Origin of the sequence: Prolixibacter sp. SD074, from assembly GCF_009617895.1 — a bacterium.
Taxonomy (GTDB): Bacteria; Bacteroidota; Bacteroidia; order Bacteroidales; family Prolixibacteraceae; genus Prolixibacter.
The window spans coordinates 1,768,870-1,790,748 of record NZ_BLAW01000001.1 but is presented as its reverse complement, the minus strand read 5'-3'; the positions used below and the strand labels follow the sequence as shown (position 1 = coordinate 1,790,748).

The 21,879-nt window shown below is 39.9% G+C and carries 25 protein-coding genes and 1 pseudogene; all 26 read right to left on the bottom strand.

Annotated elements, in window-relative coordinates; translation table 11 throughout:
- Nucleotides 1-117 precede the first annotated feature (117 nt).
- A complete protein-coding gene (locus GJU82_RS17170) occupies nt 118-768 on the bottom strand; it encodes a hypothetical protein (protein WP_194831003.1) in 651 nt (216 codons plus the stop codon).
- A 186-nt stretch (nt 769-954) separates the two neighbouring features.
- The gene (locus GJU82_RS07910; RefSeq protein WP_153631656.1) at nt 955-1,680 is read right to left on the bottom strand and encodes a fibrobacter succinogenes major paralogous domain-containing protein; all 726 of its coding nucleotides are present in this window, start codon (nt 1,678-1,680) and stop codon (nt 955-957) included.
- Nucleotides 1,681-2,634: 954 nt separating this feature from the next.
- Nucleotides 2,635-2,918 (bottom strand): annotated as a pseudogene (locus GJU82_RS17940) (type II toxin-antitoxin system YafQ family toxin).
- Between the two features lies 1 nt (nt 2,919).
- Nucleotides 2,920-3,129: a hypothetical protein gene (locus tag GJU82_RS07900; protein WP_153631655.1), complete on the bottom strand. Its 210-nt coding sequence runs from the start codon at nt 3,127-3,129 to the stop codon at nt 2,920-2,922.
- 291 nt (nt 3,130-3,420) lie between these two features.
- Nucleotides 3,421-3,681, bottom strand: a complete 261-nt coding sequence (locus GJU82_RS07895) for a type II toxin-antitoxin system RelE/ParE family toxin (protein WP_153631654.1) — start codon at nt 3,679-3,681, stop codon at nt 3,421-3,423.
- A 12-nt stretch (nt 3,682-3,693) separates the two neighbouring features.
- Nucleotides 3,694-3,903, bottom strand: coding sequence for a hypothetical protein (locus GJU82_RS07890; RefSeq protein ID WP_153631653.1), 210 nt, complete (start codon nt 3,901-3,903; stop codon nt 3,694-3,696).
- A 367-nt stretch (nt 3,904-4,270) separates the two neighbouring features.
- Nucleotides 4,271-5,287: a dTDP-glucose 4,6-dehydratase gene (gene rfbB, locus GJU82_RS07885; protein WP_153631652.1), complete on the bottom strand. Its 1,017-nt coding sequence runs from the start codon at nt 5,285-5,287 to the stop codon at nt 4,271-4,273.
- A 317-nt stretch (nt 5,288-5,604) separates the two neighbouring features.
- On the bottom strand, nt 5,605-5,898 hold the full coding sequence (locus GJU82_RS07880; RefSeq protein ID WP_153631651.1) for a GIY-YIG nuclease family protein: 294 nt from the start codon (nt 5,896-5,898) through the stop codon (nt 5,605-5,607).
- A 156-nt stretch (nt 5,899-6,054) separates the two neighbouring features.
- Complete coding sequence (gene rfbA, locus GJU82_RS07875; RefSeq protein WP_153631650.1) at nt 6,055-6,930, bottom strand: glucose-1-phosphate thymidylyltransferase RfbA; 876 nt, start codon at nt 6,928-6,930, stop codon at nt 6,055-6,057.
- 75 nt (nt 6,931-7,005) lie between these two features.
- Nucleotides 7,006-7,680 carry a sugar transferase gene (locus GJU82_RS07870; RefSeq protein WP_153631649.1) on the bottom strand — a complete coding sequence of 225 codons (675 nt, stop codon included), beginning with the start codon at nt 7,678-7,680 and terminating at the stop codon, nt 7,006-7,008.
- Between the two features lie 24 nt (nt 7,681-7,704).
- A complete protein-coding gene (locus tag GJU82_RS07865) occupies nt 7,705-8,925 on the bottom strand; it encodes a polysaccharide biosynthesis protein (protein ID WP_153631648.1) in 1,221 nt (406 codons plus the stop codon).
- 76 nt (nt 8,926-9,001) lie between these two features.
- A complete protein-coding gene (locus GJU82_RS07860; protein ID WP_153631647.1) occupies nt 9,002-10,237 on the bottom strand; it encodes a glycosyltransferase family 4 protein in 1,236 nt (411 codons plus the stop codon).
- Complete coding sequence (locus GJU82_RS07855) at nt 10,234-11,334, bottom strand: glycosyltransferase (protein WP_153631646.1); 1,101 nt, start codon at nt 11,332-11,334, stop codon at nt 10,234-10,236. Before GJU82_RS07855 ends, GJU82_RS07860 begins: the two co-directional genes overlap by 4 nt.
- A 2-nt stretch (nt 11,335-11,336) precedes the next feature.
- Complete coding sequence (locus GJU82_RS07850) at nt 11,337-12,548, bottom strand: DUF6337 family protein (RefSeq protein WP_153631645.1); 1,212 nt, start codon at nt 12,546-12,548, stop codon at nt 11,337-11,339.
- Complete coding sequence (locus GJU82_RS07845) at nt 12,545-13,576, bottom strand: glycosyltransferase (protein ID WP_153631644.1); 1,032 nt, start codon at nt 13,574-13,576, stop codon at nt 12,545-12,547. Before GJU82_RS07845 ends, GJU82_RS07850 begins: the two co-directional genes overlap by 4 nt.
- A complete protein-coding gene (locus tag GJU82_RS07840; RefSeq protein ID WP_194831002.1) occupies nt 13,543-14,835 on the bottom strand; it encodes an oligosaccharide flippase family protein in 1,293 nt (430 codons plus the stop codon). Before GJU82_RS07840 ends, GJU82_RS07845 begins: the two co-directional genes overlap by 34 nt.
- Before the next feature lie 111 nt (nt 14,836-14,946).
- On the bottom strand, nt 14,947-15,912 hold the full coding sequence (locus GJU82_RS07835; RefSeq protein WP_153631642.1) for a Gfo/Idh/MocA family protein: 966 nt from the start codon (nt 15,910-15,912) through the stop codon (nt 14,947-14,949).
- Between the two features lie 27 nt (nt 15,913-15,939).
- Nucleotides 15,940-16,518 carry an acyltransferase gene (locus tag GJU82_RS07830; protein ID WP_153631641.1) on the bottom strand — a complete coding sequence of 193 codons (579 nt, stop codon included), beginning with the start codon at nt 16,516-16,518 and terminating at the stop codon, nt 15,940-15,942.
- Nucleotides 16,519-16,520: 2 nt separating this feature from the next.
- The gene (locus GJU82_RS07825; protein WP_153631640.1) at nt 16,521-17,642 is read right to left on the bottom strand and encodes a DegT/DnrJ/EryC1/StrS aminotransferase family protein; all 1,122 of its coding nucleotides are present in this window, start codon (nt 17,640-17,642) and stop codon (nt 16,521-16,523) included.
- A gap of 12 nt (nt 17,643-17,654) precedes the next feature.
- On the bottom strand, nt 17,655-18,965 hold the full coding sequence (locus tag GJU82_RS07820; protein WP_153631639.1) for a nucleotide sugar dehydrogenase: 1,311 nt from the start codon (nt 18,963-18,965) through the stop codon (nt 17,655-17,657).
- Nucleotides 18,966-19,040: 75 nt separating this feature from the next.
- A complete protein-coding gene (locus GJU82_RS07815) occupies nt 19,041-19,427 on the bottom strand; it encodes a UDP binding domain-containing protein (RefSeq protein ID WP_228488621.1) in 387 nt (128 codons plus the stop codon).
- Between the two features lie 317 nt (nt 19,428-19,744).
- Nucleotides 19,745-19,984 (bottom strand): winged helix-turn-helix domain-containing protein, encoded by a 240-nt coding sequence (locus GJU82_RS07810; RefSeq protein ID WP_153631637.1) that lies wholly within the window; start codon nt 19,982-19,984, stop codon nt 19,745-19,747.
- Between the two features lie 121 nt (nt 19,985-20,105).
- Entirely contained in the window at nt 20,106-20,612 is a 507-nt protein-coding gene (locus GJU82_RS07805) for a transposase (RefSeq protein WP_228488775.1), read from the bottom strand.
- Nucleotides 20,613-20,699: 87 nt separating this feature from the next.
- Nucleotides 20,700-21,047 (bottom strand): DUF5615 family PIN-like protein, encoded by a 348-nt coding sequence (locus tag GJU82_RS07800; protein ID WP_153631635.1) that lies wholly within the window; start codon nt 21,045-21,047, stop codon nt 20,700-20,702.
- Entirely contained in the window at nt 21,044-21,280 is a 237-nt protein-coding gene (locus GJU82_RS07795) for a DUF433 domain-containing protein (protein ID WP_153631634.1), read from the bottom strand. The genes GJU82_RS07800 and GJU82_RS07795 overlap by 4 nt, the downstream gene beginning before the upstream one ends.
- A gap of 347 nt (nt 21,281-21,627) precedes the next feature.
- Nucleotides 21,628-21,789 carry a winged helix-turn-helix domain-containing protein gene (locus GJU82_RS17935; RefSeq protein ID WP_373921456.1) on the bottom strand — a complete coding sequence of 54 codons (162 nt, stop codon included), beginning with the start codon at nt 21,787-21,789 and terminating at the stop codon, nt 21,628-21,630.
- Nucleotides 21,790-21,879: the final 90 nt, after the last annotated feature.

Below are 21,879 nucleotides of genomic sequence, written 5' to 3'. Positions count from 1 at the left end.
TTTAAAACGTTCCACGCAGAGGGCGCAGAGGTATTCGCTGAGGGCGCAGAGGATTTGAAATGTTGAATTATGGAGAAAACCTTTTCCAAAGTTTGAAACTTTGGAAAAGGTGAATAATTATGAACGGACGAGGATGCCGAGTTTCTCGAGGAGCTGGGCATCGTCTTCGAATTCGATTTTGGATAGTTCGGTGAGCTGGTTGCACCATTTTTTGAGCTGGCTGTGGAGTTTCCACTTGGTTTGCGTGGACTGCTGTGCTTCACCCATCTCGCGTTGCTGTGCCTGCTGCAGCGATTTCAAACTATCTACTTCCTGCTGTTGGGCTGTAAGTTTTTCATTGGTGTAGCTGTAAGTTTGCATGGTTTCGGCCCACTGGGTGTTGCCGAGCAGGTTGGCGTAAAATTTTTCGGCATCGTTCAGCCAGTCTTCGAACCGGTAGATGTTGAGTTCATCAAGGTTAAGGGCGTTGAATGCTTCTTTGTTGCCATCGAATGCCACGCGGGCTATTTTTTTTGCGCGTTTTAAATCATCTTCGGCTTTTTCGCGGGTTTCGTTTAAGGAGTTGGTGGCGGTGGTTTGTTCGTTTAGCTCTTTTGACTGTTGTTTGCCTGCCTGGTCGGTTTGTTGCCAAAGGGCTTTGCCCTGGTCGAATTTTTCGGGGGTGTAGCCGTAGTTTTCGAGGCGCGATTGAATTTCGGCGTCATCGGCAGCGTTCCAGATGAGGATGCGCCAGGATTCCATTTGTTCGTTAAATGTTTTGTAGCTCATAGTTTGTACGTTTAAATTATCAAAATAATTTTGCACCACTCCCGACAAAAAGTGCCTTTTATAGGCTGCTTCGGAAATGAGCGGTTTGAAAACCTTTACATTGCCGAATCTCCTTTTTTCGAGATATCTTTTACTTTCAAGATTTTTAAAGGAGGTATGCTCTCTCTTTTGTAAATAACCAAATAATCAATTATCCCGGAGACAGCGGACGGAGTACCCGTACTTCTTATTGGAGGGGGAGCGGGCCACACTCCCGAATTCATAACTCATGGACCTGGTCCAAGCATACGTCGCATCGGTCTCGGTACTACTCCACCAGTCGCCGAGGTTACCCACATCGAAGAAGGTACCGTCGAAGGTACCAACGAAGTAGAGGCGGTAGCCACCCGGAAGGGCAGAGAAGCCGTACTCATCGTTTGCAGCGATGTTTGGGCTTTCCCAGCGGGGGTGGGCATCGGGTGCCGTGCGGGTGCTTTTAAGCTCGCCACCGGCAGCGATTTTTCCACCTGCATAATCTATTAGTGTTTCCCACTCCGCATTTGTGGGTACGTGCCAGCCTGTGGGACAGAGTTTACCCGTGTTTACAGCGTACCAGTTGTACAATGCGCCGTACGCATTTTTGTACGTAGCCTCATCATTTTCGTACCAGGCGTATGCACCTGTTGTAAGGCTGGCCCAATCGGTGTCACTTAGAACATTAGGTATGGGTGTGCCGTCGTTGTACCTGGTGGTTTTTAGGTTCTCGGCGAACCATTTCTGATCACCGATAACTACGGTTGAATAAACATTGCCATCAGCATCAACAGCACCTGTAACTTCTTCATCATCGCCTTTTTCGAAGCTGCTAAAAAGCATAAACGTTGCTCCAGCAAGGGCAAATGCATAGTACAAAAATTTCTTGGATGTGGTCATAATCAATTGTTTTTGTGTTAGTAAAATTGTTGAGTCCGCTCCGAAAAGTCAAAAACCCCTATTCTGAAGTATCGGAACCCTGAAGGGGACCTTGAAGAGTTCATTGATTTTCAACTTCTTTACCCCTGACCCCTAAAGGTGAACTCGCTGAAAATCAATAAACTCTGACTTTTCGGAGCAGGCTCATTGTTTGAATTTATTCATATATTTGATGAATTTTTGTTTGCTATTTTGTTTCGCTGGTTTGTTATTTCTGCGTAATGGTTTATGATTTCTAACTGCTGGTCTGTCATTTCTGCGCTGTGAAACATGATTTTAACCTGCCGGTTTGTCATTTCTGCGAATTAAAAACTGGTTTTAACTTGTTGGTTTATCATTTTTGTAGGGCCGAAACTCATTTTTGATGTTTTGAATGCCGTTTTTGTTTCCCGGTTTAGGGTTTTTGAACGGGTAGGTTATTCATTTTGTTAAAGAACTTATGAAAAGCAAGATAAAACTATTGGACGAATTATACAATTAATTCTTTACCTGCTGGTTTAATCAACCACCTGCTCAATTGTGCTTTGGCCAATCTGCTTGTTTGTTGAGCTGGTGACTTGGGTGAAACCCAAAAAGCCGTTGGGGGGTTGTGGAGCAAGGCGATACAATCGGGTAGCAGCGGGGTTTATTTAAACCTTGAAGGTTTTGAAAACGCTTCAAGGTTTGTGTGTACTTTATAGTTGGGTGTCATTGAAGCGCCGCAATTACCAGCGTTGATTTAGTTACCCGTTATTCCGATTCGAAGGTGATGCCATCTTTTTGTTTTTTTGAGGGGCAACGCGATACCCTGTGGGGATCGCGTTGCGGAAATCGTGTAGCAGCGGGGAATAGTGGGGCAAGGGAACCGGTCTGTGAGGAAAAGACCGGTTCCTTCGGTATTACCAGGATTTATTTGATTCACCACCAGTACCAATCTTATCTAAATAAGTCAGAATGTGTCCCTGTTCTCACTAAAATGATGGTCTTTTCTGTGTCATTTTGTAACCAAACTATCAACAAATCATTTAGAACATGACATTCCAATGCCTTGAATGCTTTCCGGTCAATTTATGTGGTTTATGTTTTTGATCAATTCCCTGATGCCCGGTTTTTTGAAGTTCCTTAATAAAGCTACGCAAAATCTCAAAGTTCAATGTTGAACGTTTCCTGAGTGTTTTTAAATCTTTTTTGAAACTACCCGAAAATCCTATTTTATACATATCAAATTGAATTGAACAGTTCATCAACACTGTCAACCATTGTCACCTGACCAGCTTCCGCTTCTTTCATGGCCTTTAAAGTTTCGGAATTAGGTTCATTCTCAGTCTCAATAAGTATATCCTTATCTGATTTGGCCAACTCCTTTAACAAGGCAAGAAGATGTTTCCCTTTGCCTGTTCTTTCGTTTATGGTAAGCTTTATTGTTGTCATGTTATTTTTTTTAATATAAAACCTGATTGCCGACCCATTTTTTTCAAAGGTATCAAAAGAATTTGCTTACTCAAAATGATTGAACAGCGCTTACTTGAAACTTGAATTTTGTAGTTAGTTTTTTCTCCTGATTTACCCCTGCTCTAAGGGGTGAGAGAAGCCCCCTCCGGGTTCCCCGAAGGGGAGAGAAGAAGCCTCCTCTAATTCTTCGCCAGCTGGCAGAGGAGGCCTGGGATACAATCGGGTAGCAGCGGGGTATCACTATGTGACATTCTGGCGCCAGCGGGGATATTATGGAAAATATTTATAAATATCAGAATGATGGTCGAATGCTGCCAGTATCACTTTTTTATCCTGCACAGCAATTCCAATTCGATAATCTCCAACTCTTATACGAAAGAAGTTTTTATGCCCTTTCAATTTTTTCAGATTTTTGATTTCGGTGAGTTTTTGGGCACTCTGAATATTAATATATAGTCTTTGACAGATTGCTGCGTATGGTTTTATCGCGGCATTTGTCAACCTGCTTGCCAAACTTTTTAGTAAACTCAATTTGCATGGTTTTTACTCATCTTCAAGTGATGAAATAAACCTGTTTTTTTCTTCTTCAACCATCAGGCCTGAATCCAAACCTTCTTTGATGGAATAAAACAAACCAATTTCTTCGGCTTCTTCTGCAGAGATTTTTTTTGCTGAGAAATTTAATTTCCTGGCAAGTTCCTGAAGCAGTTTAGCATTCGATTTTGAATTTCCTCTTAATATAATCGTTTCCATTTTTTATTTTCAATAATACACTTTTATGACATTGAATCAAAAAGCCATTGAAAATTATTCCGATTCGAAGGTGATGCCGTCTTTTTGTTTTTTCGGTTGTTCCAAAAGAGGCACGGGATACAATCTCGCGCCAGCGGGGGCTGCTTATTGAGCGCAAACCTTTTCCAAAGTTCCAAACTTTGGAAAAAGGTGATTCTACCGGCCACTGACAGGGTGGGAAAGGCATAAAAAAGCCGGCTGAGTTGGTTATTCAGCCGGCGATATTATTGTGTGTTTTTTTGCCCCCTCCCCGATGTGCATCGCGGTCCCCACCCGGGGGACTTTTGGGCCGGAGTCTTTATTACAGGACACTCAGTCTTTCATCGGGCTACTTGTTGTATTTTTCCAGGTACCAATCGACCGTTTTGATGATGCCTGATTCGAAGTTTTCGTCGGCTTGCCAGCCGAGTTGGGTTTCGAGCTTGGTGGCATCGATGGCATAGCGGCGGTCGTGGCCAGCACGGTCGGTGACGAAAGTGATGAGGTCAGCATACTTTTTCCCGTCTTTACGCGGCGCCCGTTCATCGAGTAACTGGCAAATATGGTTCACGATAAACAGGTTGTCGCGTTCGTTGCGGCCACCAATGTTATAGGTTTCACCGGATTTTCCTTTCTGTTCCACCAGATCGATTCCCTTACAATGATCAAGTACATATAACCAGTCGCGGATATTTTTACCGTCCCCGTAGATGGGAATGGGCTGTTCCGAAAATGCTTTCCGGATGATGGTTGGAATGAGCTTCTCATCATGTTGCTTGGGACCATAGTTATTGGAGCAATTGCTGGTGGTCACATTCATTCCGTAGGTATGGAAATAAGCCCGGACAATCAGATCGGAACTGGCCTTGGACGCCGAATAGGGACTGTTGGGCGCATAGGGAGTGGTTTCTTCGAATAGGCCCTCGGCACCCAGCGTTCCGTACACCTCATCGGTAGATATGTGGTGGAAACGGCAAGCTTCGTAACCCGGTTTCACCGTGAAGGGCTTTTCCATCCACTGTTTGTAAGCTACATCCAGCAGATTGAAGGTTCCGTTTACATTGGTGCGGATGAAGACTTCCGGTCCGGTGATGGAGTTGTCGACGTGCGACTCGGCGGCAAAATGGAAAACGCTCCGGATATCGTATTTGGCAAACAGGTATTCCACCAGTTCGCGGTTGCCAATATCGCCTTTGACCAGTTCGTAGCGATCGTGGTTCTCCAGTTCGGAGAGGTTGTTCAGGTCTCCTGCATAGGTCAGTTTGTCGAGGTTGATGATGAAAGCGTCCGGATGGGCTTCCAGGTAATAAGGGATGAAGTTGGCGCCGATAAAGCCGGCACCGCCGGTAACGAGGATGTGTTTCATTGTCTATTGCTTTGTTTTGTTTGTGGGTTTATCGGGGGATTGCTTCGGCTCGTGCCTCGCCTCGCAATGACGGGGTTTATCGGGGGATTGCTTCGTCACTCCTTCGTCGTTCCTCGCAATGACACAACATAGGAACTGTCATTGCGAGGAGGAACGACGAAGCAATCTGTTGCTTCAAAGCATTCATTGTCCCTTTGTTCAGGTTTTTCTTGCGGAGCGTTCATCGGGAGATTGCTTCGGCTCGTGCCTCGCCTCGCAATGACAGGGTTTATCGGGGGATTGCTTCGTCACTCCTTCGTCGTTCCTCGCAATGACAGTTATAGCTTCTCGTATAAGTCTTTCCATTCCGGATTCATTGCATTGATTAAGTCCATTTTCTTTTGCCTGCTCCCAGCCTTGAGCTGTTTTTCCCGTGCAATGGCTTCTCCTATGTCGAAGAATTGTTCGAACCAGACCAAGATGTCTACGTTGTAACGGGCAGTGAAGGATTTTGGGTAGGCTTTTCGTTTGTGTTGTTCTACCCGTTGCTTCAGGTTGGACGTTACTCCTGTGTACAGAACCGTGTGATGTTTGTTGGTCAGGATGTAGGTTTGGTAGGTGCGGTATTGCATGGTTGTCCTTTATTGTGCTGTCATTGCGAGGAGGAACGACGAAGCAATCTGTTGGGCTCAAAGCATTCATTGTTCCTTTGTTCAGATTTTTCTTGCGGAGCATTTATCGGGGGATTGCTTCGGTCGCTCCTTTGTCGCTCCCTCGCAATGACGGGGTTATTCAGCTACCAGCCTTAACAGGTACTGTCCGTAACCGTTTTTCTTCAGTGGTTCGGCGAGTTTGCGGACCTGGGTGGCATTGATGTAGCCCATTGTATAGGCGATTTCTTCGATGCAGGCGATCTTGAGGCCCTGGCGGGTTTCGACGGTCTGGATGAACTGGCTGGCATCGAGGAACGATTCGTGTGTGCCGGTATCGAGCCAGGCGTAGCCACGTCCCATGAGTTCTACTTTCAGGCGGCCTTCGTCCAGGTAGTGCTGGTTGACGGTGGTAATTTCGTATTCTCCTCGGGCGGAGGGCTGAATGTTTTTGGCAACCTCCACCACATCGTTGGTGTAGAAATAGAGCCCTACTACGGCATAGTTGGAAGCAGGTTTCTCCGGTTTCTCTTCGATGGAGGTGACGTTACCCTCCTTATCGAATGTGGCCACACCGTAACGCTCCGGGTCGTTCACGTAATAACCAAAAACGGTGGGTTTGCCCTCTTCTTCCACGTTACGACGAGCCTGTTTCAGCAAATCAACGAGGCCGTGGCCGTAAAAGATGTTATCGCCCAACACCATGCAGACGCTGTCGTTTCCGATGAATTCTTCCCCGAGGGTGAATGCCTGGGCCAAACCGTCCGGACTGGGCTGTTCTTTGTAACTAAATTGCATACCCAGATCTTCACCGCTTCCCAGCAGTTTTTCAAATCCGGGCAGATCTTCCGGCGTGGAAATGATGAGTACTTCCCGGATGCCTGCAAGCATAAGTACCGACAACGGGTAATAAATCATAGGCTTGTCAAAGATTGGTAGCAATTGCTTGGAAATCCCTTTGGTGATGGGATAGAGGCGTGTGCCGGAGCCGCCAGCAAGGATAATACCTTTCATGATATTTAGCTATTATATTTTCAGATGAAGAAATTTTTGACGGATAAAGGTCAAAACGAATTCATGGCCTAGGAGCTATTTTAGTTCTTCTGGCCTTTCCGGCAATCCTTTAAAAATCTTAAATGGTAGCTCGCTTTTCGTAAAAATAATTACCCAAGCTGTGCAAAATACCAGTTTTACATCTGTAATAAAACTAAGGTTTTTTTGATACCAAAGTTCCAGCTCTCCTTTGTAGGGGGAAATGTGTTTTGCATAAAATTCTTTCGGTTCCATTTTTGTTTCTGAAAGAAGTCTTTCTTCATCGCGAAAAATAATAGAACCTATTCCCGTTAAACCAGGTTTTACGTTGTAAATATTATCCTGAACGTGTTGTGGATAAGGAGTGAATGTTTTATCAACTAATGGACGCGGCCCGATTATACTCATATCTCCTTTGAAGATATTAATAAGTTGGGGCAGTTCATTTATTTTTGTTTTTCTTAAGAATGCTCCAAATGGCAATACTCTTGGGTCGTTGCGTGTAGTATGGAAACCGCCTTTCATATTTTCGCTATTTTTCAACATGGTAGCATGTTTCCATATATAGAACGGTTTATTCTTAAAACCAATTCGTTCCTGAAAATAAAAGACTTCATGCTCGCCTGTTAATAAAAGGATAACGCAAATTGGAATCCAAATGGGTAAAAGGATTATGATTGCTGTAAGCGACAAAATAATGTCGATTAGTCGTTTGAAAAAATGCCGATACATAGGATAGTTTTTTAAGGCTGGAAATTACATTTTTGAATCGAGACCTTTTCCTGTTTCGATATGAGCAAAGTTGGGCAGATATGATTTGAGAATATCTACTATTTTGCTTTTTGTCACTTCTTTATTTTCGAATAAGTCGTTGAGCTTATCAAAAATGGAATCGATCTCTTTAATATCTCTTTTTACTGAATTTTTGATCACTCCGAGATTGATGAAGGATTCTGTGTCCAATTCTTCTTTTTCGGTATAGAATTCCTCAAATGTTTTTTCACCAGAAGTATCAGACCCAAAAAAGTAAATGGGATAGGTTGTTGAGTTTTCATCAAGCATTAATGCTTTTCGTCGTGCTTCTTCTTCTGTTTTACAAATATCAGGTTTTAAACCCAGGTTATTCAAAAGGTCAATTGCAATTTGGTCGAAAGGGATCATGTCTTTTTCTTCATCCAACTTCGGATAGAATATATCACCGGATTCACCCATGATAGAAGCCATGAGACATAATTCTCCGGATTCCTGCGGTGATACAAAAAAGCGACGGATTCCAAGCGGACAAGCCCAGGGTTGTTGTTTGTTAAGCCTATCTAAGAATCCTAAAGGCAAACTACCATTTGAAAAAGCAACATTGGCAAACCTTGCAGTTTTTATCGGTAATCTGTCAGAATATGCCATTATCAATTCTTCCATCAATTTTTTACTGGCCCCCATTATATTTACGGGATTCGCTGCTTTATCAGTGGAAACACAGAAGAAATGCTCCGGTGGAAATTCCAGTAATAGATCCAATAATTTACGGGCACGCAGGACATTATTCTCCACCATTGCTTCAATAGAGAAGATGTCTTTTTCACTGCGAACATGCTTGTGAGCAGCGAAATTTGCGACAATATCGAATGGCCCATGAAAGCGAAATAGTTTTTCAAAAACGCGGTCACCAAAATTGACAGGATAGGTGATGAAGTTATCCGGAATATTGTATCCTGTTGAACTTCTAAGGTCACGCACCAATTCAGTTAATCCGTTTTCGTTGATATCAACAACCACCAGTTTGGTGATCTTGAATTTCAGAATGGCTTTGATGTATGATGAGCCGATGGTGCCGGCACCACCAATGACTAATACTTTTTTATTATTGATCCGATTGTTGAGCTCTGATTGATATTTTTGAAAGTCGGATTTCAATAAGCTTTCATCTCGTTGCGTAACATATGTTTGGATGAATTGATTGAGGTTGAAATTTGTTTGCATAACTGTTTTAACTGTTGGAACGTTTTTCGTTTAATGTGAACTTAATAATTTATGTAATTCGAATTTGTGAGATAATTCAACAATTAGTTAGAGCTGTTATAAATTGGTTTGCCAAAGAGGAATAAGTCAATTTATTAATTGCGTATTCATGTCCCTTTTTTCCCATCTCCTCTCGTTCTTTTTCGGGCATTTCTATCAGTAGTTTAATGGTTTCTGTTAGTTCGCTATTATTTTCAGCAGAAATCTGAAAGCCACAACCGACCTTCTCAACCAGGCTATTTGGTTCATCTACAGCAAATATAATAGGCTTTCCTGCCAGCATGTAATCTGTGATTTTGTTAAAGGACGTGCCGTAGCTATGTAGAATACTACTTACGCCACCTGCATATAAAATATCGAACTTATCTAATAAGTTAGGAATCGAAGTTTTATTTATGGCAGGAAGGAAAAACACATTTTTTTGCTCATTTTTATTCGCTAATTCAACTATTGCTTCCTTCTGTGGACCATTGCCAACTAGAAGAAATGCTACTTTATCTGACGTTGAAAAAGATTTTATGGCTTGTACATAGCTTAACAATGCGTTCGAAGGAGCGTGTCCACCAGCATAACCAACAATGGTATACTTCTCTTTTCTCAATCTACTAATTAGTTGTTCATGCTCTTTAGGTATTGATGTAGAATTATTTTTATACTCTTCTAAGTCATATCCGTTGGGGATATGAACGAAATTTTCTTCTTTTAATCCGTGTTCGACTAAATAGTCTTTTGCATTTCCTAATAAGGATATGTATAAATCACTTTTTTTACAGGCGAAATTTTCAGCAAGTTGCATCGCTATTATAAATGGATGAAATTTGGAATATCCCCCAATTACCATAGGAGATAATGGCCACATGTCGTGTAATTCAAAAACCAGTTTTGCTTTATTTTTTCTTGCAATATAATACGCAGGATAGATATCTAATGGATAGGTGGAAGATGCAATAACTACATCCGGATTCGTTTGTTTATAAATTCTACTACGATACTTTAATAACTTCAAAACGAAGGTTACAATATTAAATATTCGTCTTATTCCAGACGATGAATATCTGGGAGTTTTGATCCACAGGTAATTAATATCCTCAATTTTTTCTGTTGTCAGATCCTTTTGGATGTTTGGTTGAATATTTCGCAGGTGTGAATTGTCCGCACCGACGATAGTAACTTCATGTCCTAATTTTACCCATTCCTTTGCTAAGTAATAAGGCCTAAAAGCCATACCATAGTTAGGCGAACCTGCATAGTGATTAATGTAGAGAATTTTCATTTTTTTAATAAAAGTGTTTTTTTGTATATATTGATCATATTATCTACATTCTCCTCCCAATTATATAATTGAAGCACTCTCTCTCTTCCCTTTTTTCCCATTCTTGCTCTAAGAGTTGAGTCATCAAGTAATTTCTGTATTGCGTCTGCAGTAGCTTCTATATCCTTCTTTGGAGCAATATACCCCGTTTCAGTATCTTTAACAACTTCAGAAAACCCGTCAGCATCTGAAACTACCACAGGACATTCGCATGCCATAGCCTCGATTGCTACTACACCAAAACTTTCTGAAATAGATGGAGAAACTGTTAATGCGAATTTGTTATAATAGAGAGGGAGCTCTGAATTGTCAATTTTTCCCAGGAAATCGACATATTCTTCAATATTCAGTGAACGCGCTAAGGTTTGTAAGTTTTCTTTTTCGGGACCCTCTCCGATAATTTGTAATCTTAAATTTTGAGTAGGATTTTTTTTCAAAATTTGATTGAATGATCTAATAAGGATATCAATACCATAGATGGGAGCCAATGATTTGACATTCCCAATAATTAACTCATCTCTTTCAACATTAGGTAATTTCTTGAACCTATTGACATCTACCCCAAATGGTGTAATCTCAATGTCTTTATTTATATATTTTTTTGTTTCATTAGCCATCGAATGGCTGGTTGAGAGGATTACTTTTGCATTATTTAAGTTGAACTTTAAAAGTTTGCGATGAAGTATCGAGATTTTTGGAAATATATACACATCACTTCCCCATACAGAAGTTATTAACGGCTGAAATCCGGTTAAAGCTCCTAGTAATCCGTAGCTTGAAGCATAGTGCGCGTGAACTATATCTGGCTTAAAAGACTTGATTGTTCTTTTTAGTTTGGGTAGATATGATATAATTCTCAACTTGGATGTTTGCCCTGGTCCCTTTTTGCTATTCTTATAATTATTATCGACTATTTGTATGTTATTGTGTTTGTATTGTTCTTTGTCAGAGTTTTTTTCGAACGAAAACAATAAAATTTCTACGTCTTTTTCAGCTAAAGACGTTACCCATCGCTTCGTATGTATTGAGTTGGCATCCGCTAAGAAGAGTATCTTCATTGTTAGATTTTTAATTTAGAAAGGAAATGGAGAAAAATTGCAATAAATGGAACCTCATAGAATTGTAAGTGAATTATGTAGCAATCAAACCATCCCATAAATAGCAGTCCCATCATAAATGAATATAAAGTCACTATTAGTGGTGCAATATTTATTTTAATAGAATAGATAAATATTAATAGGTATATATAAAAAATAAAACCTAAAGTAAATGATGTTATTACGTACTTAATACCGCTATATACATAAAGAGTACCAAAAAATGTTTTTACGTTGGTGCTAAAATCAGTAGGAATATAGACAACATAACTGGAAATTACATCAATAGGTGGCTTTCCAAATATAAAATTAAAAATATTAATAATTGGGGTAAAAGCATAAGATGGATTTGTTCCGATAGGAAGGTTTTGGTTGAGGTGTTCTGAAAAACCAATAGGTCCAGCAATCAGGTAATCTGACATGTGTTTTATAATGAACTTGTTGCTGTCAGGATTCATCCCAAGGGATATCTGGTAAATCAACCAAAATAAAATCAATGGTATGATTAAAAATAGCAAATGTTTTAATTTGGGTTTTGTTTTATTCGTTATTAATCTACCAATGAAACCCGATACAAGAAGTATGATAACCCATGATTTGACTCCATAAAGAATAGAGAACACTAAGGTTATAAGTATAACTATGATTTGATGGAGCTTGTATTTGTTCTGATTGAAAAATATTAATAATGTTATGCTTATTACAGTAAGTATTAGGATTGAATGTCCTAAAATACCAGCACCTAGATTTTTTTGAAAATTTTCATCAGCTAAGTTATATCGAGAGAGTAGTAGTTTAATTTTGTATCCAACTAAAAGTATTAACGGGTATGCTACATATATGAGAGCCTTTAAACTGGATGTTTTTAACTGAATACTATTTGCAATTGCGTAGTCTTTTTGTGTGTAAAGTCTCATTTTTCTGAATACTGCTTTCAATACCAGTCCTGCCAACCAAAAAGATATGGCACCTCCAGTCCAGATTGGTATGACACGATCATTAAGCTCAAAATGAGATAATTCAAATTTTAGAAAAATATAGCTTGCAGTTAATAAAAATAAAAATGGCCAGAGTAAGATTGTCACTGGGGTGTAATAGGTGCCCCATAAAATTTTATCAATCCTCGTAATAACGATTGCCAGAACAAAAAATATAAATAATTGAGATATTATCATTTATTTTTTAGTATTCTGTTGAATTCATTCGCGTCGACTTTATTATGTTTATTAACATATTTATTAATCGACATAATTAGAGCGAAAGCTTTCGAAGGATTAATATTATTCTTAATGAGAAGTACCGGCAAATATAAATAAGCAAATATTTTTGTTATGTGCCAGCGGGGGCTGGAATAATAATTCCGAACATCAATAAGCCTATTAATGTAATACAAGTAGGTTGAATTGAGGGTGTTGTTGTTTTTCTTGATTGTCGATCCTACTTTATGATAGATTATTGAGCCATAAAGACAAGTCATTTTTAGATTCTTCATTTTTAACCGAAGAGAGAATTCATAGTCTTCTTCACCAAAAAAGAAATCCTCAGTTAATACCCCAGTTTCCTTATATCTAAAAAGTAAAGCACAACCTGTGACAAAGGTTATGTCTGAAGCATTTTTTGCTGATGGTATTGACGTATAGTGTTCTCCTGCATAGTAGTACTTTCGACTACCAAAGTAAGTCAATTCTCCACCACAGTTCCATATTTTTTCTTTGTCATGAAAAAACCTTATTTGTGGCGTAACAGCATAGATATTCTCGTTGTTATTGATATGACTTTCTAATTTGTCTAGGGCATCTGGCTCTACTTCTGTGTCATTATTCAATAACATCACCCAGTTAGAGTTTAAATGTTTTGCAATCTCTATCCCAATATTGTTCCCCTTAGCAAAGCCGAGGTTCTCATTGTTTTCGATGAATATTAGTAAGTCATTTTGTTTTTCAACGTTTTTTATAATTTCACTCTTTGAATTATTAATTGCATCTCTAGGTATGTATAATATATTGCGATATAGTTGATTGCATTCGTTTTTTAGAGTTGCTAAAGATTCAATTTTTGAACCATTATCAACAATTACTGGAATAAAAGATTCTGTTTTTGTTTGTTTTATAGAGCGAAGGCAACTTATTGTATCTTTTTCTCCGTTCCAGTTTAGGATTATTATTGGTATTAAACCTCGATTCTCGTCTTTTTCTTTATCCATGGACTTATTTTTCTGAAAATTAAAGAGAGTAATATTAACTCGCTAATACTCATCGTTATTGCGGCGCCAGCTGCACCGATGCTACTTGAAAGCAAATAACATAACGTAACACTTAATATTCCCGTAATAAATACAGCTTTTGTGAAATATTTATTCAATCCTAAATTTATCAATCCAATAATGCCAAAATAGTAGTTTAGTCCACCAAATAAAACCACAGGAATCATGATTTGAAATAAGACGATTGCAGATTCAAAAGATTTACCCAGGTACCAAATAAGAAGTTTAGGTCCGAATAAATAAAGTAGAGAGAGTATTATTACGAGTATTAATGTGAAGATTTTTCCAAACTTCACATATGATGAATTAGATTCATTTGGTTCGTTTAGTTTTCTGCCAAAGAATGGGAACAATGCTTTTGATAATGGATCCATAAAGGATTGTATTGCCTTAATAATCTTTTCTATTGCTGCATATTGACCTACTATTTCATAGTTTGTTGTGATTCCTAATATGATAACATTTGCTTCCCTGTAGAAGCTCATAGACAGTGTAGATAGGAATATTTGCCAAGAGTCTGCTATGTAAAATGAGATATTTCGAAGGGTTGGTTTTACTATTTTTAATTTCAAATGTTTCACTATGAGAATTACACTAGCTATACCACTTGATAGATAACCAATAGATTGGAACAAGTTTACCAAATAAAAATCAGAGGGTTTATGTATGAAAATAAAAATTAATAGAGTGGAGATGATTCTTGTTATTAAATTTATTATCGTAATGTACCCCATCTTTTCAATGCCTTGGAAGAGCCATAAAGGCGTGATGGCTTGTCCCAATAAAATACCGAACCCATATATATATAGTAGATTGTTGTCTGTTAAGGTTGGCATTAAAGATATTACAAGATATATTGCTGAGCTCGATATTATTGCGAATAATAATCTTGCCACGGTAACATTCGTAACTATTTGGGCTATCTTTGTTTTGTTATCTCTATTTAACGAGATAAGCTTTGTAGCTGAGTAGTCGAATCCAAAATTTACAAGTAACAGACCATACTGAAAGATGCTAAAAGATAATACATACTGTCCATAATGCCTCAAACCTAGGTTGGAGGTTAAATAAGGAATTAGAATTAGTGGAAAAATGAATTTTAAAACATTAAAGGTTGAAAGAGACAGAAAATTCTTTACGACAGTTTTAATTTCTTTATCACCGAGTTTTTTGCGTAAAATTAATAAGAGCCTGTTCAACTGGCGAATTTTATTAGTGAATACTGATTTTTTTAGAGACGGTCAATAGCTTAGAGAATCATGAAAATGGGTTATAATTCATGACTCTCTGCGGTTTTTTATATTTTGCAACTACTTAGCAAATGGATGTTTTAGTAAAGGCAGCTTTGCTAAGGGGTGAAATTCTCCCTTCAAACCGACTGGATTTGTATGTCTGATTGTATAAACCGTATTTATCGCTTTAGTTGTTTCTCCAATCCTGAAACCATTTCCATTCAATATATGCTCATAGCTTTTTGTATGCAATTCGGTGAATCCACCACTGAATTCAAATTCTTCTCCGTTTACTGTGATGGACCGGAACGTCCTCATACCTTTTGCCTTTATCTCATCAGGTATTGTATCATAATTGATACTTAAGAACCATCGCACTCTTGCTTTTTCCAGTTGCAAAAAACCTGCAGCCCTATCATGTTCATGGAGGTGTACAATGTTCTCCTTTATATCTCCAAAAATCCAGGTGAGCATATCAAAGAAATGTACGCCAATGTTCGTTGCTACTCCACCTGATTTGTGTACATCTCCCTTCCAGCTTGTATAATACCAGTGACCCCGTGATGTGATGTAGCTCAGATCGACATCATAAATTTTGTTTGGGTCTCCATTATCTACTTTATTCTTGAGTTCTATTACACTTGGATGGAGGCGTAATTGTAAAATGTTATAAATATTTTTACCGGTCTCCTTTTCTATTTCCTTTAGGGCTTCCACGTTCCATGGATTCAACACAATCGGTTTTTCACAGATAACGTCGGAGCCATTACGTAATCCGAAACGAATGTGTGAATCGTGTAGAAAATTTGGCGAGCAAATGCTTACGTAATCTACGTTGGTTCCTTTGCGTTTGAGTTTATCGATGTGGCGGTCGAATCGTTCAAATTCGGTGAAGAAGTCTGCGTCAGGGAAATGACTATCCATAATGCCCACGCCATCATAAGGGTCTAAGGCTGCTACCAGATTATTTCCAGTATCTTTAATCGCTTTCATGTGGCGAGGTGCAATATAACCTGCAGCGCCTATAAGGATAAAGTTTTTCATTCGTTCAAATTCTTGTAATTAAGTTATTTATTTCTTTTCAACCTGGTTGTCTACTAACATATATATCTCTTTGCTTTCCGGGCAAACAGCTGTATTTTCGTCGTTGAACTTTAATCTGTGTCCATATTCACTAACCCAGCCGCTTTGACGTGCGGGATTACCTATAACCAACGCATAAGCCGGAACATCTTTGGTTACAACGGCGCCTGCTCCAATTAGTGCATATTGCCCGATGTTGTTACCACATACAATTGTTGCGTTGGCTCCAATTGAAGCACCTTTTCCTACATGGGTTTTAGCATATTGGTTTTTTCGATTAATGGCTGAACGTGGATTTATGACATTGGTAAAAACCATTGAAGGTCCCAGGAAGACATCGTCTTCACAAGTAACTCCTGTATATATCGATACATTGTTTTGCACCTTCACGTTTTCACCCAGCACAACTTCCGGTGAAATCACCACGTTTTGTCCGATATTGCAGTTTTTCCCAATGATACAGTTCGTCATGATATGACTGAAATGCCAAATCTTGCTTCCCGTTCCAATTTGGCTGCCTTCGTCGATAATCGCTGTTTCGTGGGCAAAATATTCTTTAGTTGCCATTCTCAATTAAAATTTCTAATTGATTCAATTACTTTATCTTGTATTTCCTCTGTTAGTTCCGTATGCATAGGAATTGAAAGAACCGACTTGCAAAGTATTTCTGTATTTTCAAGTTGGAAGCCATTCGGGCTGAATTGCTTAAAGGCTGGTTGTGCGTACAAAGGGAAAGGATAATAAATGATGGATGGTATGCCTTGTTCTTTTAGAAAAGCCTGGAGTTTGTCTCTGTTATTATTTTGAACCTTTAACGTGAATTGGTTGAAGGTATGGTTGGCATAAGCTGCTTTGTTTGGCAGTACGAGCCCTTCCAACCCATCCAGATTTTGGAAATAATATTCGGCTGACTTCTTTCTGGCGAAAATGTATTCATCCAGGTATTTCAACTTAACATTTAAGATGCCTGCCTGGATCGTATCTAACCTTGAATTGCACCCTATAGTTTCATGATAGTACTTCTTCTGTTGACCGTGACTGGCAATCATTTGACAGCGTTTGGCGAGTTCCGAATCGTTGGTCGATAGTGCGCCACCGTCACCAAAACAACCCAGATTTTTGGTTGGGAAAAATGAATAGCAACCAATGTGTCCGATGGTCCCAGTTTTCTTTTTTGTGCCGTTTGAGAAGATATATTCAGCGCCAAGCGACTGGGCATTGTCTTCAATGACAAATATGCCGTATTTATCAGCCAGCATCATAATTGATTCCATATCGGCACTTTGGCCGTAGAGGTGAACCGGAACAATTGCCTTGGTTTTTGGCGTGATTGCTTTTTCTAAACTGTCAATTGAAATATTGAACGTATCGCTATCGACATCGACCATGACCGGTTTTAGTTTCAATAAGGCAATGGCTTCAGCAGTTGCCACATAGGTGAACGCCGGAACAATCACCTCATCTTCCGGTTTCAAATCCAAAGCCATTAGTGCGATTTGAAGTGCATCAGTCCCATTACCACACGAAATGACATGATCGGTGTTTAGATACTTTGCCAGGCCATCTTCAAATTGTTTGACTTCATTACCTTTTATGTAATTCGCAGATTCAGCGCAGGAGAGTAATGCTGTATCAATCTCCGGTTTTATTTTCTGATATTGACCTTTGAGGTCAACCATTTGAATACTCATCGTTTACTATCGTTATAGTTTGTAAACTTTGTCATTTCCTTCTTTCACCATGTTTCGCATATCGACAATTAGCTGAGCATTCTTTTGGATAAGATCCATGTCAAATGCATCATGATTGGTTGTCAAAACAACACAGTCGGCTTGCTGCAATGTTTCTTTTGTCAATTCTACCGATTCAAATATATGCCCCTCATTTGTCTTTACTTTAGAAATAAAAGGATCATGGTAGGTTACTTCACCTCCTTTGTGTTTTGCGATGTCCATAATTTCCAACGCCGGAGATTCTCGTTCATCGTCAATATTGGGCTTATAGGCAACTCCCAGAAACAGAATCTTACTACCATTGATTGCTTTTTTATGACGATTCAGCGCTGTAGCAATTTTGATATTCATGTAATGAGGCATGCGCATGTTGATGTGCCCGGCGGTATGTATCATGCTGAGGTCGAAATCGAACTTCTTGGCAATATGCTCGAGGTAGAAGGGGTCCAGCGGGATGCAATGACCACCAATTCCCGGACCAGGATAGAACGCCTGGAAACCGAAAGGTTTGGTTTTGGCCGCTTCAATTACTTCCCAAATATTGATATCCATTTTACCCGACAACAATGCCAATTCATTGATCAGGCTGATGTTGATTAGTCGATAGGTGTTTTCCAGTATTTTGACCATCTCAGCCACGCGGGGAGAACTAACCGAATGAACATGATCGATGGCCTTTTTATAAATTGCCTGCCCTATTTTCAACCCATCAGATGTCATCGCTCCCAGTACTTTGGGGGTGTTTCGGGTATGGAAGCTTTTGTTTCCCGGATCGACTCTTTCGGGACTATACGCCAGCCAAAAGTCTTCTCCGTGTTTCATTCCACTTTCGTTTTCAATGATGGGGAGCATAAAATCTTCTGTGGTAGTGGGGTAGGTGGTGCTCTCGAGGCTGATAAATGTGCCGGACTTCATATATCGACCAATTTCGGTACACGCACTTTCGATGTAGCTCATATCGGGTTTTTTGAACCGATCGAGCGGTGTAGGAACAGCAATAATCAGTGCATCACATTCTGCCATCCGGGTGAAATCTGTTGTCGCCGAAAGGGTAACTTTATCAACGACTTCTCTTAGTACTGCATCGCGAATGTCTTTGATATAGTTGCTTCCACTGTTGATTTTATCCACTTTTTCCTGGTTCTTGTCGAAGCCGATGACTTTTATACCTGCTTCTGCAAAATTAACCGCCAGGGGTAATCCAACATAGCCGAGTCCGACGACTCCAATAATTTCCTTATTTGAATGAATCTTTTCCAGAATTTGTTGAGTGTTGTTCATGATAATATTGTTGATGATTGAGTTGATTACTCGTAATTAATAAGTGAATAGTGTATTGTTTGGACGTTTTGATTTTTATCCTTTCCCAATTCCTTTTAACTCAAATCCAATCCTTTTCAATTCTTCGCGGTCCAGGATATTCCTTCCATCGAAGACAAAAGCCGGTTTTCGCATGGCTTCGTAGATGTTGCGCCAGTCGTAGGAGCGGAATTCGTCCCATTCAGTTAAGATCGCGACGGCATGGGCGTTCTCCATGGCAGCGTAAGGTGTTTTGTGAACATGGACCAGTTGCCGAATCTCATCGGAACGGAGGGCTGTTGGAGCGTCAGATTGCTTCGCTCCGCTTGCCATGACAGCTTGCGGGCGACGGTGTGCTTGCAGGTACTCTAAATCGGCAAAAATTCTTTCTTCTGTCACCTTGGGGTCGTAGAAGTGGATTTCGGCGTGGTCCTGAAGGAACATAAGCGGGGGCGTATTTCTATTTTGTTTATTGCCCCCCCTATTCCGAAGTCCCGGAACCCCAAACGGGGGAGGACCCGGCCAGTGGTTGTCTTTATGGGTTTGGTGCATGGTGTTTGACGTATTTGTTTGTTGCCGGCCAGGCTCCTGAGAGTGGGGGGCTGTTGGAGCGTCAGATTGCTTCGCTCCGCTCGCAATGACAGCTTGCGGGCGACGATGCGACTGCAGGTATCGGGATCGGCGTAAATGCGTTCGGCGTGGTCCCGGAGGAGCATAAGCGGGGGCGTATTTCTTGTTTCATGGTGTGCCTGGGGCTTTATTCACGATTGGTTGATAATTTCCCAATGGCCGCCTTTAGGGGGGCCAACGCGTTGGATGATTCCAGATTTTTTTAACTTATTCATGTTGTTTTCAATGGCAGTCTGGCTGATTCCTATTTCTTTGCTAAGTTGAGACAAACTAATTTCCGGATTATCCATAATCGCTTTTAATAACCGTTTTTGATTATCACCCAACTTATCACCCAACTTATTCGGTGAACCGGAATATACGGTTACCATAAATCCGTCAGAAATATTCTTAAACTCCGGTGCCGGCAGATGGGATTCATTAAAGGAATTGATTACCCCACCCTGGGCGTAGTTTGCAACCCCACCCTGGGCGTAGTTTGCAACTACGCCCTCATATTAAATCAATTTCAATTAACGATTCCATTTCAGCATAATTTCTTGCACTGCTGTATAAATAATCTTCAGCTTCTGCAACAATACCTGCCCTGACAGGATTTTCATGTATGTAATTCAGCCGCGTTTCGATTAAACTGTTAGTGCTTAATTCTACGGCATGGTTCTCATGTGTCCAAAACTGTTCTTCACCGGATCGCTTATTATATTTTGCATGATAACGAAAAATCATTTCCAGCCATTCTTTCCGGCTTTCCTTTGGATTTATTTTTATTTCATTTAATATTTGCTTTGACGTGAATTTCTTTATATCCCTTACTAAACCCGACAGCTCCCCTTTTTTACTTCTCATGATCGCATGAACATGATTTGTCATTATCACGTAAGCAAACAACTCAAGGCCTTTGTTTTTTCTGCTATACTCAAAGCTTTCCAGTATGATGTCCTTGTATAGCTGACGACTAAATACATCTGCCCAGCCAGAGATATTCGGGTGTAGTTGCAAACTACACCCAGACAATGGTCATCTTTGTTACGGAGAGTTTTTTTTGCCAGTTGTGTCATTGTAATTTGATTATTTTCCTGAATCAATCTAATCCATAATCCTTATCCTGGTTTTTTCGAGTATCACAAAGGAGTGGTTTTCCATTATTGCTATAATTTTGTTGCCGTTCTTTTGAAAATAATTTTTCAAATCCGACAATCTCATATTACCGAACTTAACCAAAACCAATTTATAAGGTTCCCGGCTGGCAATGTATGAATAATAAAAATCGGTGTCTTTTGTTATAACTATTCTTTTTTCTTTGATGGAAAGCTTATTAATAAACGAATCTTTTGTAAGATTTCCTTTTTCAGGTTGTTTTGTATGAATACAGTCACAACCTTTGAAACACTCACAAATTGAATCCGGTAAATGAGCATCAATTAATAGCTTCATGCTGCAGGGAATTCAATATCCTTAAAATGGATCGATTTTGCAGCAAATGCAAGACAAGCAAGGATATCTTCTTTTTCCAGTTCAGTAAATTCGTTCAAAATATCGTCAGTAGAGTCACCTCCTGCCAAATATTCCAAAATCCCTTCTACCAAATGCCTGGTATTCCGGATGGTGGGTTTTCCATGGCATATTTCCGGGTTGATGGTTATTCTTTTCAATAAATTATTTTCCATGATATTTCAACTTATTATTCCAAGTATGTACAAAAATACAAAATTTATCTTTGCCAGAGTGAATTTGAAGGAGCCTGCCCCCGTTGGCGCAGATTTGCCGCCATTGCTGAATTTGTATTTTCGGCTCATTGCTTTACTTTTTAGCCCTGCGGCTATGGCACGGATTACAAATCCGCACCAACGTGGGGTTGCCAGTTGGCCAGATTGCTTCGCTCCGCTGGCAATGACAGCTTGCGGGCGACGATGCGACTGCAGGCATCGGGCTCGGCGTAAATGCGTTCGGCGTGGTCCCGGAGGAGCATAAGCGGGGGCGTATTTCTTGTTTCATGGTGTGCCTGGGGCTTTATTCACGATTGGTTGATAATTTCCCAATGGCCGCCTTTAGGGGGGCCAACGCGTTGGATTAGGCCCAATTCTCTAAGCTTGCCTATATTCGTTTCGGTTTTTCGCCTTGAAATTCCTAATTTTTCTGCTAATGAAGTTGCTGAAATGTAAGGATCCGTTTTCATCCATTTTACTATTATTTTCTGATTTTCTGTCAATTTTTCACCGACCTTTTCACCGACCTTGTCGGAGATGTCAGCGGCATCTTTTGTGAC